Source organism: Pseudomonas sp. PME37.24/025, assembly GCF_055556615.1.
Window position 1 is genome coordinate 84,799 of the sequence record NZ_JBVHNK010000017.1, and the last position, 19,884, is coordinate 104,682.

Here is a 19,884-nt window from a genome sequence, read left to right on the forward strand (position 1 = left end):
GCCTCCCGTCGACGTTCAGGTTATTTCACCGGAGGTTTTTTTACGGCTTTCTTGCCCTTGGCAGGTTTGCGCACCGCACTCGCCACCTTGGCGATGGGGTCAGAGGTTGATGCGGGAAATTTGTGCTTGATCGGCTCTGGCGTTATCGCCGGGTCTTTCACTTCGATGGCATCGGCTGCACCGGGTGGTTGGGTCAGGCTGAAACCTGGCAGCGGTACGTCGAGTAGCGTGTGCAGCTCACACCAGCATGGGTTGTTTGCGCCGCTGGTCAGCAGTTCGGGCAGCAAATTGGCGACGGCCGCCAGCACTTGTTCGCGCTCTTGGACCTCAACCAGCATTAAGGGCAGGCTGTGCAGGCTTTCTTGCGGGTGGGTGGCGACCAGCAGTTTTTGCAGGCGCAGGGTTTCGCGCAAATCAAGCGGCTTGGCACTGTAGTCCTGGAGCAGCACCTGCAGCTGCTGGATCAATTTCTCGACGCTTTCCTTGCCCGGTTCGTCGCTGTCGCGGCCCAGCAGGAACAGGATCCGTATCAAGGCTTCCATCAGACCGCCAAGGGGCAAGGCATCCTGCAGGCGCTCGATCAGAACCTGGTCGTGCTGCTCGGCGTGTTCCTGCAGATTTCGACCGGGTGCATTGCCGGCGAGGCTATTGAGTACGCCATACACGCCGTAGAAACACATTTCGTGAGCCGCATCACGCAGGTCCCGATAGCCGTTCAAGGCGTCCTGCACCTGGTTGGAAAACAGTTCCTGCCAGACTAGTAACGGGTTTTTCTGGCTGGCGGGGTGACGATCCTTGCTCACTTGGGCGGCACTGCCAGCCAGCCACCACAGCGCCGGGTTCAAACTGCTCCAGGCCACTTGCTGCTGATGGAAAGGGTGCGCGCGGCGCAGCATTTCGGCACTCGGTTCGTTGATCAGTTGGCGCAACCACGGGCGTATGAATTCGTCGTACACGCTGTTGTTGATGGCGGACGCGCGTTGCACTAGCGCGAATTCGCGATCGTCATCACGGGGCGGCTGCACCTGGCCATGGATGTCGGCGATACGCCGGCGTTCGAAACGCACGGCATACGGCGTCGCCGAATTCTCCGGCAGGTCTTCGATCAGCATTTCATACAGCCCGGCCGACAGCGCATTGATCGCATCGACCGCACCGAGCAATTCACGGTGTTCACGCCGCGCCACTTCACCGGACACGAAGATGCCCAGGTGACCGATGCTCGCATGTCGCAGGTAAACGATGGTGCGTCCGGCATTTTGCAACGCGAGATCGCTGGGATAGACGTCGGTGATCCAGTCCAGTGCCTGCTGCGGGGAGGTGATGTTGTCGCCATAGGAACAGAACACCACCACCGGCACTTCGATCAATTTGAGGTCGAGCCCGCTGCTCTTGCGCCCCAGACCACCGGACAGCTGATTACCGATGAACAGGTCGTCGACAATCATTTCGATCTCTTCGCCATTGAGCAGGGTCGGGCTGCCCCACCAGCGTTCGAAATCCAGAAAGCGTGCGGCCTCGCTGTCGACTTCGCTGAACAGGTGGTAGTACTTGCCCCACCAGGTGTTGGCCGGGTCCAGGTTTTCGAAATTGCTCACCAGCCAGGTGCCGTCGAAACGGTCGTTACCAAGGTCGCTCCCCAGGCGCGCCATCCAGCCACCGCCCAGCAAACCGCCGGTGTAGCGCATCGGATTGCGGCCATTGACGCCGGCCCAGTACGACAACGGCGCACCGTTGACGATGATCAGCCCCGGCAATTCCGGCCGAGTGGCCGCCAGGCCCATTAACGCCCAGCCCGCTTGGCAGTTACCAATGACGACAGGTTTGGCGCTGTCCGGATGTCGAGCGCTGACGACCTCGATGAACCGTGCCTGGGCGTCTGTGATATCGGCAAGGGTTTGCCCTGGGCGTGGCGAGTGACTGAAGGCGATGAAGTAGGTGGGATGGCCGGCTCTCAGGCTTTCGCCGATGACCGAGTCCTGTTTGAAACCGCCGATCCCCGAGCCATGACCGCCGCGGGGGTCGATGATGATCACGGGCTGTTTTTTACTGTCGATCGGTTGCCCCGGGCCGCCGAGGATTTTCAGCAACGAATAGTTGACCGCACGAGGCAGGTCTTCACCAGCGACCAGCGTTTCATGATTGAACTTGAGCAGCAGCGGATACCCGGCGCGTTCGTGGGCCAGAGTGTTGTCGCCGCGCTGACGCAAGGTGTCCCAGAACAGCACGCTGCGCTGGCCAAGGTCAGTGAAGTATTCCTGCCAGTCAGCAGGCGTTGGCTGCTGGAGTTGCCGAAGGCTTAAAGGCGCGAAAGTTTTTGCCTGGCGCTTCTGCACGGCGTCGAGGATGTTGTGGGTATTGAGGCGCTGCAGATGATTAAGGTGTTCGAACAAGCCGGCGGGGTCGCTACGCTCTTCATCTTGCAGCGCAATATTTACTTTCTGACCCATGGTGATCTCCTGCTGCCTTGCATGGGAACCTGCGCATCTGAACCCTTTAGTTAAAGAGGGCTAGGCTGGCCGTTCGATGAGCAGGAGTCTACAGCGAATAAGGAGGGCGTTAGCAACGTTTATTTTGCACTGCACAAAAATAGGCGTTGCCAAATGGTTTTGTGCGCTGCAATATCAAGGCTAACGCGATGACTGGCCGGATCGCTATCGCGTCCTCAGGTCCATCAGGGCCTTCCAGTACCAGGAGATTCAAGCATGTCTTTTTTCAATTCGGAAAAACTGCAGACCGCTCAGAAAGCCAACCTCGACCTTTTGCAGCAAATCAGCAGCAAAGTCTTCGCCAGCGTTGAACAGCTCAGCCAGTTGCAGTTCAAGGCACTGCGCGACTCCACCGAGGAGCAGTTCGAAGGTGTTCGCAAGCTGCTGGCCGTCCGTGATCCACAAGGTTTCGCCGAGCTGCAGGCTTCTTTCACCCAGCCGAGCGCGCAAACCGAACGCCTGGCCGAATTCAATCGTCAGGTTCAAGCATTGATCGTGGGTACTCAGTCGGACATCGCCAAATTGACTTCGAGCCAAATCGAAGCGGGCACCCAACAGGTGCATGAGTTCGTTGAAACGATCAGCAAGAATGCACCGGCCGGCTCCGAGCCTGTTGTGGCTGCGTTCAAGTCGGGCCTGGCGAATGCCGGTAGTGTGTTCGAAAACGCACAGAAAGCCGTAAAACAGGCTGCCGATGTGGCTCAGAGTGGTTTCGAGGCAGCGACTGCCGCGGCCACCAAAGCTGCTCCAGAAGCAAGCACCAAGGCTACCAGCGGTAATAAGTAAGTCACACTAGATCAGCGGCACCAATGGCGATGGGTTTATTCCCCATCGCCATTTTTTTGTGCCACGAAAAACCTTGTCGAGGCGGCTCTGGTTCACGCTGATACCAGTCGTCTGATCCAGTCCAGCAGCACACTGGGCAACAGTTCTGGTCTGCGCAGCAAGGCATATTGCCGCGAGCCGAATACCGCCGGCAGGTAATTCGCCGCCTGGCGGTCAATGGTCAAACAGAAGGGATAGATGCCTTGGAGCTTGGCTTCGATCACTGCCTGACGCGTGTCTTCCACACCATAGCGGCCTTCGTACTGATCAACATCGTTCGGCTTACCGTCGGAGAGCAGTAACAAGAGACGGTGCGTGGCGGCTTCGCGCATCAGCAATGTGCTGGCGTGGCGCAGGGCGGCACCGGCCCGGGTATAGCGTTCCGGCTCGAGGGCGGCGATGCGTCGACCGACTTCATCGCTGTAGCGCTCATCGAATGCTTTCAGGGTGCGGATCATGACCCGCTGCGGCCCTTCGCCGGAAAACGCCAGCACGCTATAGGGCTCGCCCAGGCTCTCCAGCGCCAGACAGACCAGCAGCAACGCCTCGCGCTCGACATCAATGACCCGGCGATGGCTGGACAGCCAGCTGTCGGTGGAGCCGCTGACGTCGATCAGCAACATGATCGCCATGTCGCGCCGGCCACGGCGCTGGGTCTGATACAGCGCCTGCGGCATGCTCAGCCCGGCGCTGGCCTCGGCGCAACCGTCGATATACGCCTCCAGATCGATATCATCGCCCTCCCATTGTTTGCGCAGCCTGACGCGCTGGGCCCGCAGACTTTCGAATTGCCGGCGGATGGCATCGAGCACCGGACGGTGAGTGTCGAGGGTACGCTCGACCCACTGCTGCGGGCCTTCCTGGGCTGGACACAGGTGCAGTGTCGCACCCGGATCACGGTAGGCCTGGCGGCGGTAATCCCACTCGGGGTAGCTGATTGCGTTGTTGGCGAGATCCTGTACACCGTGTTGAGCGCGGGTCTGTGGCGGGTTGTCAGACAGCAGCACTTCTTTCGGCCGACCTGCCGTGATCACCAGTCGGGCTTCGTTGAGTTCGGCCAATGACTCGGCGAAATCAGCCGCAGGGGTATCGATATCCCGGTCGGCAGGGCGCTGCATCCCCATGGGGTCTTCGGCCTTTTCCAGCGGTTCGGCGGGCTGCACCATCCACAGGCCTTGTTCCTGATCGTCGTCCTCGTCGGCACAGGCTTCGCGCACAGTGGGCTGACGTGCGAGACGGGCGCTGCGGGGCAGGGTGTCGGTTGTGTCGATTTCGCCGGGCAGGGTCGACACCTTCTGGCCCGCCGACGGCTCGCGCAGATCGCCGGTCCAGGCATCGAGCAGCAACAAATGAGCGTCCAGCCTGTGCGGTTCGTCGATGGACAGGAAACGTTGCGCAAGGGTTTCTGACTGTTGTACCGAGTCGGCCGTTTTGGCGGGTATCTCCAGCTCTTCCAGAGGCGTGCCGCATTCGCTACTCAGCAGTAAACGAAGGAAGTTTTCCAGAGGTTGTCGATGATTGGGAAAGGCGCGAAGCGGCGGGCGAGTCGCCAGGGCATGTTGACGCAAGCCATGGATCGATGGCCCTAACCCCGGCAACAGTCGCACCAAATCCGTATCGGCGGCCCAGGCTTCCAGAAGTAGATAGACGCTGCGCTGCATCGGGTTGTCGAGGGCTGACAGGGCGCTGGCGCTGCCTCGTCGGGCACGCATCGCCTGTTGCAAGGCCAGGGTTTTATAACGTTGCAGCGTGAGCGGAGCCTCGTTGCTGCCCAAGTCTTCCGGCAGCCATATAGTCACGCCATCGGTCGCCGGTACGGCGTTTTGCTGACACGGCTTGTCGTGACGCAGCAAAAGCTTTTTCAGGAACGTGGGGGGCGAGGGTGGTTGCGCGACCCGCAGCGGATAGTGGGTGTTGAACACCGCCTTGATCAGTAAATCGAGGTGTTGTGCGACATCCCCGAGGGTGACGAATTTTGCAGTGTCCGAGAGTGCCCGGTGACGACGCCATAACGCCTGCGCATACACCGTAGCGTGGCGTGCGACGTCGGTGATGAGGTCCTCGGCTTCGGCCATTTAGATAAATGTCAGGTCGACGAGGTCGCGCATGGCCGCGACCAGCACCGCGTCATCGGACAGCGGCGAGATCAACGCGACCCGGCACGCGATGGGTGCAGCAATGCCGCGGGTAATCAACCGTGCCGTGGCGATCAGCAGACGGGTACTGGGGACTTCCGCCAGGCCACGGTCCTGCAAGGCGCGTAGCCGTTGGGCGAGAGTGACCAAGGCGTGCGCGGTGGCGTAGTCGGTGCCACCCTCATGGATGACGATGGCGATTTCGCGCTCGGCCGGCGGGAAGTCAAAATCCAGCGCCACAAAGCGCTGTCGGGTACTCGGCTTCAAGTCCTTGAGAATGCGTTGGTAACCGGGGTTATAGGACACTACCAGCTGAAAATGTGGTGAGGCTTCGAGGATCTCGCCGATTTTGTCCAGTGGCAGAATCCGTCGGTGGTCGGTCAACGGGTGCAGGACAACAATCGTGTCTTGCCGCGCTTCGACCACTTCGTCCAGGTAACAGATAGCGCCTTCGCGCACGGCTCGGGTCAGCGGGCCTTCTGTCCAATGGGTGCCCTGGTGTCCGATCAGGAAACGCCCGACCAGGTCGCTGGCACTCAGATCGTCATGGCAGGAAATAGTGATCAGCGGGCGTTTGAGACGCCAGGCCATGTGTTCGACAAAACGGGTTTTGCCACAGCCGGTGGGGCCTTTGAGCATGATCGCCAGTTGTTGCGCATGGCATTGCTCGAAAATCGCCACCTCGTCGCCGCAGGGCTGGTAATAGGGTTCCGCTTGCAGCGCTGCGGGTTCGGCGTGCATCAGCGAGCGTTCCATCACAACGCCGCGCCTGAGGCTCGAGGTGTGGCCAGGACCGGATCGGTTTCATCGACATTGAAGTCCGGCGCATGGCGGAAAAATTCGAAGATGAACAGCCCTGCACCCAGGCTGAACATCGACGCCGTCGCCACCAGCATCAGGAAGTGCACCTGAATCTTCAGCTGCACATCCAGGTAGCCCAGGCCGAGAATGCGCTCCAGGTACACCTGACCAATGCCCGCCGTGGCAAATGACAAGGTCATGCCGAACATTCCCCCCAACTGCAGCCAGAACGCCCAGTAACCGATACTGCTTTCCTCCACCGGACGACGGGTCATGCCGGGCAGCGCATAGGTGATCATCGCCAGGACAATCATGGCGTAGGCGCCATAGAAGGCCGCGTGGCCATGCATGGCGGTAATCAGGGTGCCGTGGGTCCACTTGTTGACGTCGGGGAAGGTGTGGGCCAACCCCAGCAGACCGGCGCCGAACATGGTGGACACCGCACTGCCCAAGGTCCAGTGCAAGGCCAGTTTGTTGGGGTGAGAGAGGCCGGAGCGGCGCATCGCGTTGTAGGCATAGATCGCCATGCCGATCAGCGCCATCGGCTCAAGTGCACTGAAAAAACCGCCCAGTGGCAGCCAGTAATGAGGAACGCCGATCCAGTAATAATGGTGTGCGGTGCCCAGAATGCCGGCAATGAACACCAGGCCGACGATGACGTACAGCCACTTCTCCATCACCTCGCGGTCAGCACCGGACAGCCGGATCAGCAGATAGGCAAGGAAGCCCCCCTGAATCATCTCCCAAACACCTTCGACCCACAGGTGGATCGTCCACCAGCGGTAATAGATCGATACCACGTAATTTTCATAGTGCAGCAGCGCTGGCAGAAAGAGCACGGCGGCGCTGGCAAGGCCCAGCAGCAGGACGCCCTCGGTGGCGGTGAAACGCCCGGCCTTCTTGATCGTCATGCCGATGTTGTAGAGGAACATCAGCATGCAAATCACGATCACGATCTTGTGGGGCAGCGGCTGTTCGAGCAGCTTGTTCCCGGTGCCATAGCCGAACAGGTAGCCAAGAACAGCGGTGACGCCCATGGCCGTCCACAACCCGAGCTGGATGTAGGCCAGTTTGGTGCTGTGCAGCTCGCCACGGGATTCGTCCGGCACCATCCAGTAAGTCGCGCCCATGAACCCGGTCAGCACCCAGACGATCAATAGATTGGTGTGAATGGACTTGGTGACATCGAATGGCAAGAGGTTCAGCAGCGGATCCGGCCCGAGGTATTTGGCCGCCGAGAGCAGGCCGAAGACCAGTTGCAGGCCAAACAACACCATGGCAACGGCGAAATACCAGTAGGCGACGGATTGAGATCTGTAGCGCATGGTCATCCCCTGCGGTTACTGGAACGACGCCAGATAGGCGACCAGTTGATCGATCTGTTCGGGCGTTAGCGATTTGGCGAAGGTGTCCGGCATGAAGGACATGCCGTTGGCGGAAAACATGTCGCCCGGATGCAGGTAGGCACTCGGCGTGACGATGGATTCGCGGATGAAGCCTTCGGCGTCCTTGGCCTTGCCCTTGTAGTCAGGCGAGGCGATGACCTGCTTGGCGCGGTTGGCCAGCCCGGCCAGTGATGGTCCGGCGAGGTTGACGCCCGGCGCAATCGAGTGGCAAGCGCTGCACACCGGCGTTGCGGTTGTTCGAAACAACGTCTCGCCCAAAGCGATCGGGTCTTCCTTGCCGGACACCGGGCGGGCGGCGGGAGGTGGTTGGTCGCCACCGGTGGCATTCTGCTGTGCCACGGTGAGGTCCATGCCGGGGATCGATGCACCGGTTACCAGAATCGGGCGCGGTGGCCAGCCTTGATTGTCGACCTTGCTCACCCAGTCGAGGAAGGCGATCAAATCGGCGATTTCCTCGTCGCCGAGTTTCAGGTTCGGCATCAGACGACGATGGCGTTTCTCGTCATAAAACTTTGAGGGGTCTTTGAGGAACGCAGTGAGGTAAGGGGCGCCGCGCTGCTGGGTGATTTTCGTCAGGTCGGGGGCGTAATAAGCCCCCTCGCCGAACAAGGTGTGGCAATTGATGCAATTGTATTGATGCCAGACATCCTTGCCGCGAGTCACCTGCGGCGTGATCTGTTGGGCATTGGTCAGTGTGGGGAACTGCCGGTGACTATCAACCGTCATGCCCAGAAACACCACAGCGGCGATCGCCGTCGATATCAGCGCGAATGAGCGTGTCTGGCGTTTGTTCATTGCGAACTCCCTATACGCCGATACCGGTCCAATAGGTGATGCCGATGACACCGGCATAGACGACCGCGCTGGCCATCAGCACGAGCACTGCATAGCTGACGAGCTTCAAGACTTTTTGCACGACTGCCTCCCAATGTGAAAGTGCAGGTGGAAAGTGCAGGGTCATTCGCGTTACGCATTAAATGCTAATGCGCGCGAAAGAGCGTTTGCCCGTTGCGCTGACGATTGCTTGAGGTCTGCATTCGAACAGCCGCGAACAGGCGCTAAAGATTGACGACTTCACCAAGCCTTGCATTCAAGTGCCGTGGTTCAGTGGGGGAGGCAGGATGACTGTGAGCCTAGTAGACGTCGCGCGACTGTCAATGACTCGGACGTACTTCATTCACCGTCTTTTTTCTTTCCGCCATCAGCATTTGGCTTGCCGCCGAACATGCCGAACAGGTTCTGGGTGTTCAGGTACAGCGCCTTGGACTGGTCGACATATTGCCGCATCAGGTCCTGCATCACTGGCGCCTGCTGATGCATGAACGTGCTCCAGGCCTCGGAGGATTGCGCACCGGTCTGGGACTGGATGTCGATTACGGTCTGAATGCTCTTGTCCAGATAACTGCCGAGTACGCCCTGATAAGGGCCGTAGAACTGGATAATCCCCATCAGCATCTCGCTGGTGAAGATCGGCTCGCCGCCGCTTTCGGCTTCCAGAATCACTTGCAGCAAGATGCTCCGCGTCAGATCCTCGCCGCTCTTGGCATCGACCACCTGAAAAGCAATTTTGTCGACCACCAACTGGCGTATGTCCGCCAGCGTCAAATGACTGCTGGTGTGGGTGTCATACAGTCGGCGATTGGGGTACTTCTTGATCAGGCGTGGGGTGGTATCAGTCATGCGGGGCGTCTCGTGGCGAGCCTGGTTTGCAGGCATCTTAACCTACAATCACCATTGGTGTTTTTGAGGCCCCTTCGCGAGCAAGCCCGCTCCCACAGGGTTCTGCTGTGAATGCAGTATTTGTGAACAACAAAGATCACTGTGGGAGCGGCGGTGCGACGATTCGACTTGCCCGCGATGAGGCCCTCCAGCACACCGAATATTCCCGAGTCGTAAAAAAGGGGAACCCGCCGTTAGCGAGTCCTCCTCACAGGAACTGGATCTAATTACCAAATCGGCAAGGTGTAGCTGACGATCAAACGGTTTTCATCCAGGTCGCTGCCAAAGTGGGTCGAGCGAACTGTCGCGTTACGCCATTTCACCCCGACATTCTTTAATGGCCCGCTCTGCACGACATAACCAATGTCGGTATCACGTTCCCATTCCTTGCCTTCCGGACGATTGCCGCCCAGATCGATATTGTCGCCAGTAATGTAGCGGGTCATGAAGGTCAGGCCCGGAACACCGACGGCCGCAAAGTTGTAGTCGTAGCGCGCCTGCCAGGATTTTTCGTCCTTGCTGGCGAAGTCGCCGATCTGCACGAAGTTCACCAGGAAGGCGTCGGTGCCGTTGACGTAGGCGTAGCCGGTGTCGCCGCTCATGCCTTGGTAACCCAGGCCCAACGCATGCCCGCCGAGGTTGTAAGTGAACATCGCGCCGATGGCATTGTTATCGACATTACTGCCACCATCGTCCGTGGAGCGGGCGAAGCGCAGATCCGTCTTCAGCGACTGGCCGGTTGTGACCGGCAACACGTAGGTCAGGTTGACCAGGTGCTGGCTGTAGAAATTGTCGAGGTGACCATAGCTGTAACCGGTGGCGAGGTTGCTGGTCCATTTGTAGTTCAGGCTGGCGAAATCGAAGCTGTCGCTATCGAGATGACGTGTGGTGATGCCCTTGGCGCCGGTTCGGGTGATGCCCATGTCCTCGTAGTCCGAGGAGTCGCGCTGATTGACTTGTGTCAGTCGCCCGGCATCCACCGTCAGGCCTTCGATTTCCAGCGAGGTCAACTGACCGCCCTTGAAGGTTTGTGGCAACAGCCGTGAATCGTTGGCCAGTACCGTCGGCAGTTTCGGCAGCAGCGTGCCGAGTTTCAGCGTGCTTTTGGAGGCCCGCACTTTGGCCGTCAAACCCAGTTCGCCGTACTCGTCCTGCGCCCCTTTGCTGGTGTCGCGGTGGCGTTTGAGCAGGCCGGAGCCTGCGCGATCAGGGCTCGAATCTAGCTTGACGCCGAGCAGGCCAATGGCATCGAAACCGACACCGATCAAACCGTCGGTGAATCCCGACTCATAGCGCAGCAGGAAACCCTGGGCCCATTCCTCTTGTTTGGATTGGGCGGCATTGTCCTGGCGATAGTCGCGATTGAAATAGAAGTTGCGCAGCTCAAGGCTGGCCTTGCTGTCTTTGACAAAGTCAGCAGCGGCGGGGGCCGAGAGGCTGATGACGCCGCCGGCCAGCAACAGTCGGGTAGCGAGGATGCGGGTGTTGCGGTCCATGGTGAAGCCCCTTTGTTTTTATTATGGAAAGACAGGTCCCGCGGCCCTCGCCAGGTGGGCGAGGGCTTATCAATAAAAAACGCGAACGCCAAAAAGAGAGGAGCGTGGCGCCGCGTGGGTTCAATCGTTAGAACTGTTCGGCGCTCAGGCCAAACAAGGAGGCACTGCCCGCGCGGATGGATTGCTCCAGGCTCAAAATGCGCGGCAGCAAGCGGTGGATGTAGAAGTCGGCAGTGGCGATCTTCGCGCCATAAAACCCCGTATCTTCGGGCAGCTTTTGCTTGGCAACCTGCGCCATGCGCGCCCAGAGCCAGGCATAAGCGACGTAACCGAACAGGTGCAAATACTCCACCGAAGCAGCGCCGACTTCGTTGCGATTGGTGGTCGCCTGGTCCTGCAGCCAGTCGCTCAGGTCTTCCAGACGCTGCACGGCATCGAACAGTTGAGCGGAGTAGGGCGCGTCGGGCTGATGGGCGAAATGGCGGATCTCGCCGGTGAACTGGCGCAGCGCGGAGCCCTTATCGGCGAGCACTTTGCGTCCAAGCAAGTCCAGGGCCTGAATGCCGTTGGTGCCTTCGTAGATCTGCGCGATGCGCACGTCACGGACCAATTGTTCCTGGCCCCATTCGCGAATGTAGCCATGGCCGCCGAACACTTGCTGGCCGTTGATGCAGCTTTCCAGTCCGGTGTCGGTGAAGAACGCCTTGGCCACCGGTGTCAGCAGCGCGACCAGGGTTTGCGCGCTGTCCTGTTCCTTGGCGTCATCGGAAAACTTCGCCAGGTCCAGTTGCTGTCCGACATAACTGGCGAAAGCGCGGCCGCCCTCGGTCATGGCTTTCATGCTCAGCAGCATGCGGCGCACGTCGGGGTGAACGATGATCGGGTCGGCCACTTTGTCCGGGGCAATGGCACCGGTCGGTGCGCGGCTCTGCACACGTTCACGGGCGTAAGCCACGGCGCTCTGATAGGACGCTTCGGCGCAGCCAATGCCTTGAATGCCGATGGACAAGCGCTCGTAGTTCATCATGGTGAACATCGCCGCCAAACCTTTGTTGGCTTCGCCGACCAGCCAACCGCTGGCGCCGTCGAAGTTCATCACGCAGGTGGCCGAGGCCTTGATGCCCATCTTGTGTTCGATGGAGCCGCAACTCACGGCGTTGGCATCGCCGAGGGAACCGTCGGCATTGACCAGCACTTTGGGCACGACGAACAGCGAGATGCCTTTCGGTCCCGCCGGTGCGTCTGGCAGTTTGGCCAGCACCAGATGGACAATGTTTTTGGTCAGGTCCTGATCGCCACCGGTGATGAAGATCTTGCTGCCGGTGATGCTGAAGCTGCCGTCGGCCCGGGGTTCGGCGCGGGTGCGGATAATCCCCAGATCGGTGCCGGCGTGGGCTTCGGTCAGGCACATGGAACCGGCCCAGCGGCCTTCGTACATCGGCGGCAGGTAGAGGTTTTTCAGGGTGTCGCTGGCGTGGGCATCCAGCGCCAGGCAGGCACCGGAACTCAACGCCGAATACAGCGCGAAGCTGGAATTGGCGCCGTAGAGCATTTCTTCGAACTGCACGGCGAGCATCTTCGGCATGCCCATGCCGCCGAAATCGGCGTTGCCGGACAGGCCCACCCAGCCGCCTTCGATGTAGGTGGCATAAGCCTGTTTGAAACCGATCGGCGTGCTGACTTGGCCGTCGGCCCACTGGGCGCCTTCCTCGTCGCCACTGCGATTCAATGGCGCAATCAGGTGCGAGGTGACTTTGGCCGCCTCCTCAAGAATGGCGTCAGCGGTGGCGGCGTCGACACTGTCGGCCAGGGCTGGCAGGCGTGCCCACAGGGCCGGGGCGTCGAACACTTCATGCAAGACAAAGCGCATGTCGCGCAGCGGGGCGTTGAATTCGGGCATAACGTGAACCTCAAAAGGGTGTGCGATGGACACGGCGCCGCTTGAGCAGGCCGCGCCCTTTCTATCAATGGCTGGAAGCGCTGGCGGCACCGAGGCCGGTCTGGGCGCGAACAAACTGGTCGGCGTAAGCGTCACGCTCCTTGTCGGCCCGCACGCTGCGGTCAAGTTTCGACACCACGACGATCACGAAGAACGCCAGTGGCATGGAGAACAGCGCCGGGTGGTCGTACGGGAAGATCGCTTGAGCATGGCCGAGCACGGTGACCCAGACCGCTGGCGAGAGGATCACCAGCACCAGTGCGCAGATCAGCCCGGCGAAACCGCCGATGATTGCGCCTTTGGTGGTCAAGCCTTTCCAGTACATGGCCATGATCAGCACCGGGAAGTTGGTCGAAGCAGCGATGCCGAAGGTCAGGCCCACCAGGAACGCGACGTTCATCTTCTCGAACAGAATGCCCAGCAGAATCGCGATGATGCCAAGGCCTACGGTGGCCATGCGGGTCACGCGCATTTCCTGTTTCTCGCTGGCTTTGCCCTTCTTGAACACCGTGGCATAGAGGTCGTGGGAAATCGCCGAAGCACCGGCCAGGGCCAGCCCGGAGACCACCGCAAGGATGGTGGCGAAGGCCACGGCCGAGAGGAAACCGAAGAACAGATTGCCACCGACCGCTTTGGCCAAGTGCATGGCGACCATGTTGCCGCCACCAATCAAGGTGCCGCCGACTTCGCCATTGACGTAGTACTGCGGGTCGGTGCCGATGATCACCATCGCGGCGAAGCCCAGGGTGCATACCACCAGGAAAAAGAAGCCGATGAAACCGGTGGCGTAGAACACCGATTTGCGCGCTTCCTTGGCGTTAGGCACGGTGAAGAAACGCATCAGAATGTGCGGCAGGCCGGCAATCCCGAACACCAGGCCGAGCGACATCGAGGCGGTGTTGATCGGGTCGGCAAGCATTGAGCCGGGGCCCATGATGTTCCAGCCGCTGGCGTGGGCTTCGACGGCTTTGCTGGCCAGGGTTTCGTAGCTGAAGCCGAATTGCGACATGGCCATGAATGCCAGGGTCGTACCGCCGGCAAGCAACAACACAGCCTTGATGATCTGCACCCAGGTGGTGGCGATCATGCCGCCGAAAATCACATACACCAACATCAGTGCGCCGACGATCACCACCGCAACCGGGTAGTCGAGGCCAAACAGCAACTTGATCAACTGACCCGCACCGACCATCTGCACGATCAGGTAGCAACACACCACCGTCAGCGAACCGAAGGCGGCGAAGATCCGCACTTTGTTCTGGTCCAGGCGATAGGACACGATGTCGGCAAAGGTGTAGCGCCCCAGGTTGCGCAGGCGCTCGGCCATCAGGAAGGTGATGATCGGCCAGCCAACAAAGAAGCCGATGGTATAGATGAAGCCGTCGTAGCCCTTGGCGAACACCAGGCTGGACAGCCCCAGTAGCGTAGCGGCGGACATGTAGTCACCGGCAATTGCCAGGCCATTCTGAAACCCGGTGATGCCACCGCCCGCGGTGTAGAAGTCCGACGTGGATTTGGTTTGCCGCGCGGCCCACCAAGTGATGGCCAATGTGCCCAGCACGAAGACGAAGAACATGCCGATCGCATGCAGGTTGAGCGGTTGTTTTTCCACCGCACCCAGCGCGGGTGCAGCCAGCACAACGGAGGCCGGCAATAGCCCGGCAGCGGCGAGGAGAAGTTTACTGAGCAGGTTCATTACTTGCTCTCCTCGAGAATCGCGGCGCCCAGTGCGTCGAAACGTGTGTTGGCGCTGTAGACGTACCAGCCGGTCAGCAGCCAGGAAAAAATGATGATCGCCGCGCCAACCGGCATGCCCAGGGTCAACATCCGATGCTCGGCGATCGGCGCGTGCAGCCACTGCGGGGCAAACGCCACCACCAGCATGAACGCGTAGTAGGTGCCGAGCACGGCAGCACTCAGCGACCAGGCCAGGCGCGAACGGCTGCTCACCAATTGAACGAATTTAGGGTTGGACCGAATGCGTTCACAGCGTTGGGTATCGGTTGAATGAATGTCGATCATGGGTGGCTCCACATTGTTTTTGTTATCAGTGTGTAGGGCAGGGGCAGGGCCAAATTCAGCCTGCACGAGCCCGAAGCGGCAGGTAAAACACCTGTCGCCTGGTGGGTACAACGTCGATTCGGTTAGAGCGCTTTGGCCCTGTCGCGCAGAACGTACTTCTGGATCTTGCCGGTTGAAGTCTTCGGCAGCAGGGTGAAAATCACGGTGCGCGGCACTTTGAAACCGGCCAGGTGTTCGCGGCAGAAACTGATGATGTCGGCCTCGCGAACGTCCTGGTGATCAGCCTTCAATGTGATAAAGGCACAGGGCGTTTCGCCCCACTTCTCATCAGGGCGGGCGACGACAGCCGCTTCCATGACGGCTGGATGGCGATAGAGCACACCTTCCAGTTCGATGGTGGAAATGTTCTCACCGCCGGAAATGATGATGTCCTTGAGTCGGTCCTTGATCTCGACATAACCGTTGGGATGACACACCGCCAGGTCGCCGGTGTGGAACCAGCCGCCGTCGAACGCTTCGGCTGTGGCGGTCGGGTTCTTCAGGTAGCCCTTCATCACGGTGTTGCCGCGCATGAAGATCTCTCCGATGGTCTGACCGTCTCGCGGGGTCGGCTCCAGCGTCTTCGAATCGCCGACCATCACACCTTCGAGCGTCGGGTAGCGCACGCCCTGACGGGATTTGATTTGCGCTCGTTCGTCCAGCGGCAACTCATCCCATTCGGCGTGCCAGGCGCAGAGCGTCACCGGGCCATAGGTTTCGGTCAGGCCATAGACGTGGGTGACCTTGATGCCCATTTGTTCCACGGCACCGATCACTTTGGCCGGCGGTGCAGCGCCGGCGACCATCGCGTTGACCGGATGATCGATCGCCGCTTTAGCCGATTCCGGCATGTTGACCAAGGCATTGAGCACGATCGGCGCAGCGCACAGATGGGTGACCTGATGCTCGCGGATCAGCGTGAGGATTTTCTGTGGATCGACGCGGCGCAAAAACACATGGACACCGGCCATGGCGGTGACGATCCACGGGTAGCACCAACCGTTGCAATGGAACATCGGCAGGGTCCAGAGGTACACCGGATGGTTGCCCATGGCCCAGGTCATCTGGTTGCCCAATGAGTTCAGGTAAGCACCGCGATGGTGGTAAACCACGCCTTTGGGGTTGCCGGTGGTGCCGGAGGTGTAATTCAGCGAGATGGCTTGCCATTCATCATCGGGCCACTGCCAGGCGAAAGCAGGGTCGCCTTCGGCCAACAGCGCTTCATAGTCCAGATCGCTGACAGACTGGCCTTCGCCATATTCCGGATCATTGACGTCGATGACCAATGGCGGGTGATCCAGCATGCCGATCGCCGCGTGAATCACATCATGGAACTCACGGTCGCTAATCAGCACCTTGGCTTCGCCATGCTGCAGCATGAAGGCAATGGCTTCAGCATCCAGACGCACGTTGAGCGGGTTGAGCACCGCGCCAATCATAGGCACGCCGAAATGCACTTCGAGCATCTCGGGAATATTGGGCAACATCACCGCCACGGTGTCGTTCTTGCCGATGCCGCGACCGGCCAGCGCCGAGGCCAGACGGCGGCAGCGGGTATAGGTCTGCGCCCAGGTGCGGCGGATCGAGCCATGGATGACGGCGGGATAGTGTGGGTAAACGCTGGCGGTGCGCTCGATGAAGCTGAGCGGAGACAAGGCAATATGGTTGACAGCCGCAGGGCTTAGCCCTTGTTCATAGATCGACATGTACGGGTACTCGGTGGCTGATTGTTAGCTCTATAGGTGACCTTGCAGCGTAGCCGCTGAGGTCGCCTTTTATGTCCGGCCTGATTTATATAACATTCAGCTATTGATATGGAAGTACAACCTACGTCATATAGGATATGTACTATATTTGATTCTTGCGGGACTAAATGAATACAGTGACACCGCAAACGCCGGTATATCCTTGGCCTCCCCAACGAAGCGGACCTGTGATGACCCTGACTCCCGTTCGATTGCACAGCTGGTTGCGCCTGCAGCGCGAGGGTGTGTCTCTGGCCGCCCGGGCCGATGCGTTGTGCCGTGCGCTGCAGGATTGCCCCGAGGTGCGCCGGGCGGTTTATCTGAGTTGGCAAGCCAATGCGCGGATTTACAGCCACGAGGGCGCCGCCCAGCATTTTCCACCGGGGCTGGGCGACCCTTCGCTGGCCAGCGATCAGTTGCTGTTTGATCGACTGGTCGAGGCGGGGCGACTCGATCTGGCGCAAGTGCGGCAACTCGATTGCTGGTTGTCCGGTCGATTGCGTCGGGCCGCTATCAGCCATGGCCAGGTGTTTGATCTGGCCTTGCAACCGGGGCAGCCGGGGTTGTTGCTGGTGGAAGTGTGCGAGGGCGTGAGTCTTGATTGGCTGGGTTGGGTGCAGGATTTGCTGACGACCTTGCTGAGCAGTGTCAATGGCATGCTGCGCGGCTCACCGCTGTTGGGACACGACCCGCAACCGAGTCTGTTGCTCGATGCGCAGGGCCGGCCGCTGGAGTTCAACGCGGCGCTGCTGGCGTTGCTGGCCGAGAAGCCGCTGACCGATGTGCTGGGTTTTTTACCGGTCAATCACCGGGTGCTGGTACGCGCCTGCCTGGACCAGCAGCGCGCCATCGAAGGTGTCGAAGCCCAATTCGAAGCGCAGATCCTGATCTGGACGTTTATCCCCGATCCGCAGGACAACCGTGTACTCGCCCGGTGTCGCGATGCCACGGCACAAGTGCTGGCCGAGCGTGAAGCGGCCACGGCACGGCGGCTGTACCGGCTGATCATTGAAAACACCACCGACCTGATTTCCCGACACACACCGGACGGGCGCTTTCTCGATGCCTCGCCGGCCTCCTGGACATTGCTCGGTTACTGGCCGGAGGAGTTGCGCGGGCAAATGGCCCAGGGTTTGTTCCATGGTCAGGACCTGGCCAGCCTGGTGCAGCGCGCGCGGGATGCCCTGGAGCAGGACGGTTATCACACGATGACGTATCGGATTCGCCATCGGGACGGGCATTACCTGTGGTTTGAAACCGCCAGCCGGGCGATTCGTGAGACCTATACCGGGGCAGTGGTGGAAGTGGTCAGCGTGTCCCGGGACATTACCGCCCGGGTGCACGCCGAGGAGAACAAGCGACGCCTGGCGGAAGTCGTCGAGGCCAACACCGATCCTGTGTTGTTCATCGACCCCGAGGGGCAAGTCACTTACCTCAATCCAGCGGCGCGGCGGATCCTGGGGATCGACGAGCAACAACCGATGCCAGCACTGGCAACGTTGTTCGCCAGCAGCGACCTGGCACGTCTGCAGCGTGATGGCTGGAGTAGCGCCGAGCGCGACGGTGTCTGGAGCACCGATGCGCGACTGCAGCCACCGGCAGGCGGCACTTCAGTGCCGGTATCGCTGGTGCTGCTGGCGCACCGTTCGGCCGGCGGCGAGCGCTATTACTCGTTGGTGGCGCGGGACATGACCGAGCGTGAACTACGTGAAGTGCAACAGCGCCGCCATCAGGACGAACTGGCGCACACCGCGCGGTTGGTCACCCTGGGTGAATTGGCCTCGGGCATCGCTCACGAAATCAACCAGCCCTTGGCTGCGGTAGTCAATTACGCCAATGCCAGCCAGCGCTATTTACAGACGCTGGATTCCAACCCCCAGGCCGCCGCCAAAGTGGCGCAAGGGCTGGAGCGCATTACCCATCACGCCACGCATGCTTCAGAAGTGATCAGACGTTTGCGCGCGTTTCTGCGCAAGGGGCAACGCCGCATGCAGGCCTTGAATTTCACTGAGGTCGCCCGCGAGGCCGTGCGTTTATGTGCCTGGGAGGCGAGCAATTGCCAAGTGACAATCGAGGATCGCCTACCGGATAATCTGCCGCCGATTTATGCCGACCGAGTGCTGCTGGAGCAGGTCCTGCTCAATCTCTTGCGCAATGCCATCGATGCCAACCGCGAACAACATCCGGGGCAACCCTCGCTGATCGTGATGGCTGCGGGGCAGGGCGCTGGTGCAACCGTGGAAATCAGTGTGCAAGACCAGGGGCCAGGCGTCAGCGAGCCCGAACTGGAGCAGATATTTACCCCGTTCTATACCAGCAAGGCCGATGGCCTGGGGCTTGGCTTGTCCATGAGCCGCAGCATCATCGAAGGTTTTGGTGGCGAATTGCAGGCCCGACGCCAACCTGTCGGGCTGCTGATGTGCTGCCGCTTGCCGCTGGCCGGCCCAACAAAACAACAACAGGAATAACGTAATGGCAGGTGTGACGGAGCACGTGGTGTATGTGGTCGACGACGATCAAGGCATGCTCGACTCAACGGTCTGGTTATTGGAATCGGTAGGTCTCAAGGCCTTGCCGTTTACCAGTGGCGTGGAGTTTCTCAATGCCTGTGATGCCACGCTCGATGCCTGCGTGCTGCTCGATGTGCGCATGCCCGGCATGGGCGGTTTGAACGTGCAGGAAGAAATGCGCGCGCGTGAGCTGAACCTGCCGATCATTTTCGTCAGCGGGCACGCGGACGTGCCGATCGTGGTTCGCGCCTTCAAGGCGGGCGCCCATGACTTCATCGAGAAGCCCTACAACGAGCAATTGCTGCTGGACAGCGTGCAACAGGCGCTCAGCAACTGCGCGGCAAGCCGCTCGGGCAATCAGGGGCACGAAGCCCTGCAGGCACGCTTGCTGACACTGACCCCACGGGAGCGCGATGTTTTGCTGCCGCTGGTCCAGGGTTACACCACCCGTGAGATCGCCGAGCAACTGGGCGTCAGTGCGAAAACCGTCGACCTGTATCGTTCGCGGGTGATGAAACGCATGCAGGCCAATACCTTGCCGGACCTGGTGGGCATGGCCATCGCCGCTGAACTGGTTGATCCGCTGAAGCTGCGGTGATTGCTCGCGTTTTCTGATGAGCGTCTATGGGGGGAGGATCAGCCGCAAGACAGACCGGACGTCCCGCCAGCGCTATGACTGCCTGAGCTTGCGCTAGCATGAAAGATGTTCAGGTCACTCGCCATTGAGACTGGTCATGGGTGTGTCGAGTGTGCGTGAC

14 protein-coding genes are annotated in these 19,884 nt (G+C 60.1%); 3 read left to right on the forward strand and 11 right to left on the reverse strand.

Going from position 1 to position 19,884, the window contains the following annotated elements; translation table 11 throughout:
- Positions 1–20: 20 nt before the first annotated feature.
- Positions 21–2,450 (reverse strand): DUF3141 domain-containing protein, encoded by a 2,430-nt coding sequence (locus tag ACZ3HH_RS26340; protein ID WP_465809049.1) that lies wholly within the window; start codon positions 2,448–2,450, stop codon positions 21–23.
- 255 nt (positions 2,451–2,705) lie between these two features.
- Between ACZ3HH_RS26340 and phaP the strand changes: the two genes are divergently transcribed.
- A complete protein-coding gene (gene phaP / locus ACZ3HH_RS26345) occupies positions 2,706–3,275 on the forward strand; it encodes a TIGR01841 family phasin (RefSeq protein WP_465809051.1) in 570 nt (189 codons plus the stop codon).
- A 92-nt stretch (positions 3,276–3,367) separates the two neighbouring features.
- Here phaP and ACZ3HH_RS26350 read toward each other — a convergent pair whose 3' ends face one another.
- From ACZ3HH_RS26350 to ACZ3HH_RS26395, 10 genes are all read right to left on the reverse strand, one after another.
- On the reverse strand, positions 3,368–5,389 hold the full coding sequence (locus ACZ3HH_RS26350) for a nitric oxide reductase activation protein NorD (protein ID WP_465809053.1): 2,022 nt from the start codon (positions 5,387–5,389) through the stop codon (positions 3,368–3,370).
- Positions 5,390–6,205: an AAA family ATPase gene (locus tag ACZ3HH_RS26355; RefSeq protein WP_465809055.1), complete on the reverse strand. Its 816-nt coding sequence runs from the start codon at positions 6,203–6,205 to the stop codon at positions 5,390–5,392.
- Positions 6,205–7,575 carry a cbb3-type cytochrome c oxidase subunit I gene (locus ACZ3HH_RS26360; protein ID WP_465809057.1) on the reverse strand — a complete coding sequence of 457 codons (1,371 nt, stop codon included), beginning with the start codon at positions 7,573–7,575 and terminating at the stop codon, positions 6,205–6,207. The genes ACZ3HH_RS26355 and ACZ3HH_RS26360 overlap by 1 nt, the downstream gene beginning before the upstream one ends.
- A gap of 15 nt (positions 7,576–7,590) precedes the next feature.
- Positions 7,591–8,451, reverse strand: a complete 861-nt coding sequence (locus ACZ3HH_RS26365) for a c-type cytochrome (protein ID WP_465809059.1) — start codon at positions 8,449–8,451, stop codon at positions 7,591–7,593.
- A gap of 378 nt (positions 8,452–8,829) precedes the next feature.
- Positions 8,830–9,372, reverse strand: coding sequence for a polyhydroxyalkanoate synthesis repressor PhaR (gene phaR / locus ACZ3HH_RS26370; RefSeq protein ID WP_465809061.1), 543 nt, complete (start codon positions 9,370–9,372; stop codon positions 8,830–8,832).
- Between the two features lie 230 nt (positions 9,373–9,602).
- Positions 9,603–10,871 carry an OprD family porin gene (locus ACZ3HH_RS26375; protein ID WP_465809063.1) on the reverse strand — a complete coding sequence of 423 codons (1,269 nt, stop codon included), beginning with the start codon at positions 10,869–10,871 and terminating at the stop codon, positions 9,603–9,605.
- Between the two features lie 127 nt (positions 10,872–10,998).
- On the reverse strand, positions 10,999–12,771 hold the full coding sequence (locus ACZ3HH_RS26380; protein ID WP_465809065.1) for an acyl-CoA dehydrogenase C-terminal domain-containing protein: 1,773 nt from the start codon (positions 12,769–12,771) through the stop codon (positions 10,999–11,001).
- A 64-nt stretch (positions 12,772–12,835) separates the two neighbouring features.
- Positions 12,836–14,506 carry a cation acetate symporter gene (locus ACZ3HH_RS26385; RefSeq protein WP_465809067.1) on the reverse strand — a complete coding sequence of 557 codons (1,671 nt, stop codon included), beginning with the start codon at positions 14,504–14,506 and terminating at the stop codon, positions 12,836–12,838.
- Positions 14,506–14,832, reverse strand: a complete 327-nt coding sequence (locus ACZ3HH_RS26390; RefSeq protein WP_465809069.1) for a DUF485 domain-containing protein — start codon at positions 14,830–14,832, stop codon at positions 14,506–14,508. Before ACZ3HH_RS26390 ends, ACZ3HH_RS26385 begins: the two co-directional genes overlap by 1 nt.
- A gap of 122 nt (positions 14,833–14,954) precedes the next feature.
- On the reverse strand, positions 14,955–16,577 hold the full coding sequence (locus ACZ3HH_RS26395; RefSeq protein ID WP_465809071.1) for an acyl-CoA synthetase: 1,623 nt from the start codon (positions 16,575–16,577) through the stop codon (positions 14,955–14,957).
- Between the two features lie 230 nt (positions 16,578–16,807).
- Between ACZ3HH_RS26395 and ACZ3HH_RS26400 the strand changes: the two genes are divergently transcribed.
- A complete protein-coding gene (locus ACZ3HH_RS26400; protein ID WP_465809073.1) occupies positions 16,808–19,084 on the forward strand; it encodes a PAS domain-containing sensor histidine kinase in 2,277 nt (758 codons plus the stop codon).
- A gap of 4 nt (positions 19,085–19,088) precedes the next feature.
- Positions 19,089–19,724 carry a response regulator transcription factor gene (locus ACZ3HH_RS26405; RefSeq protein WP_465809075.1) on the forward strand — a complete coding sequence of 212 codons (636 nt, stop codon included), beginning with the start codon at positions 19,089–19,091 and terminating at the stop codon, positions 19,722–19,724.
- The last annotated feature ends 160 nt before the right edge of the window (positions 19,725–19,884 follow it).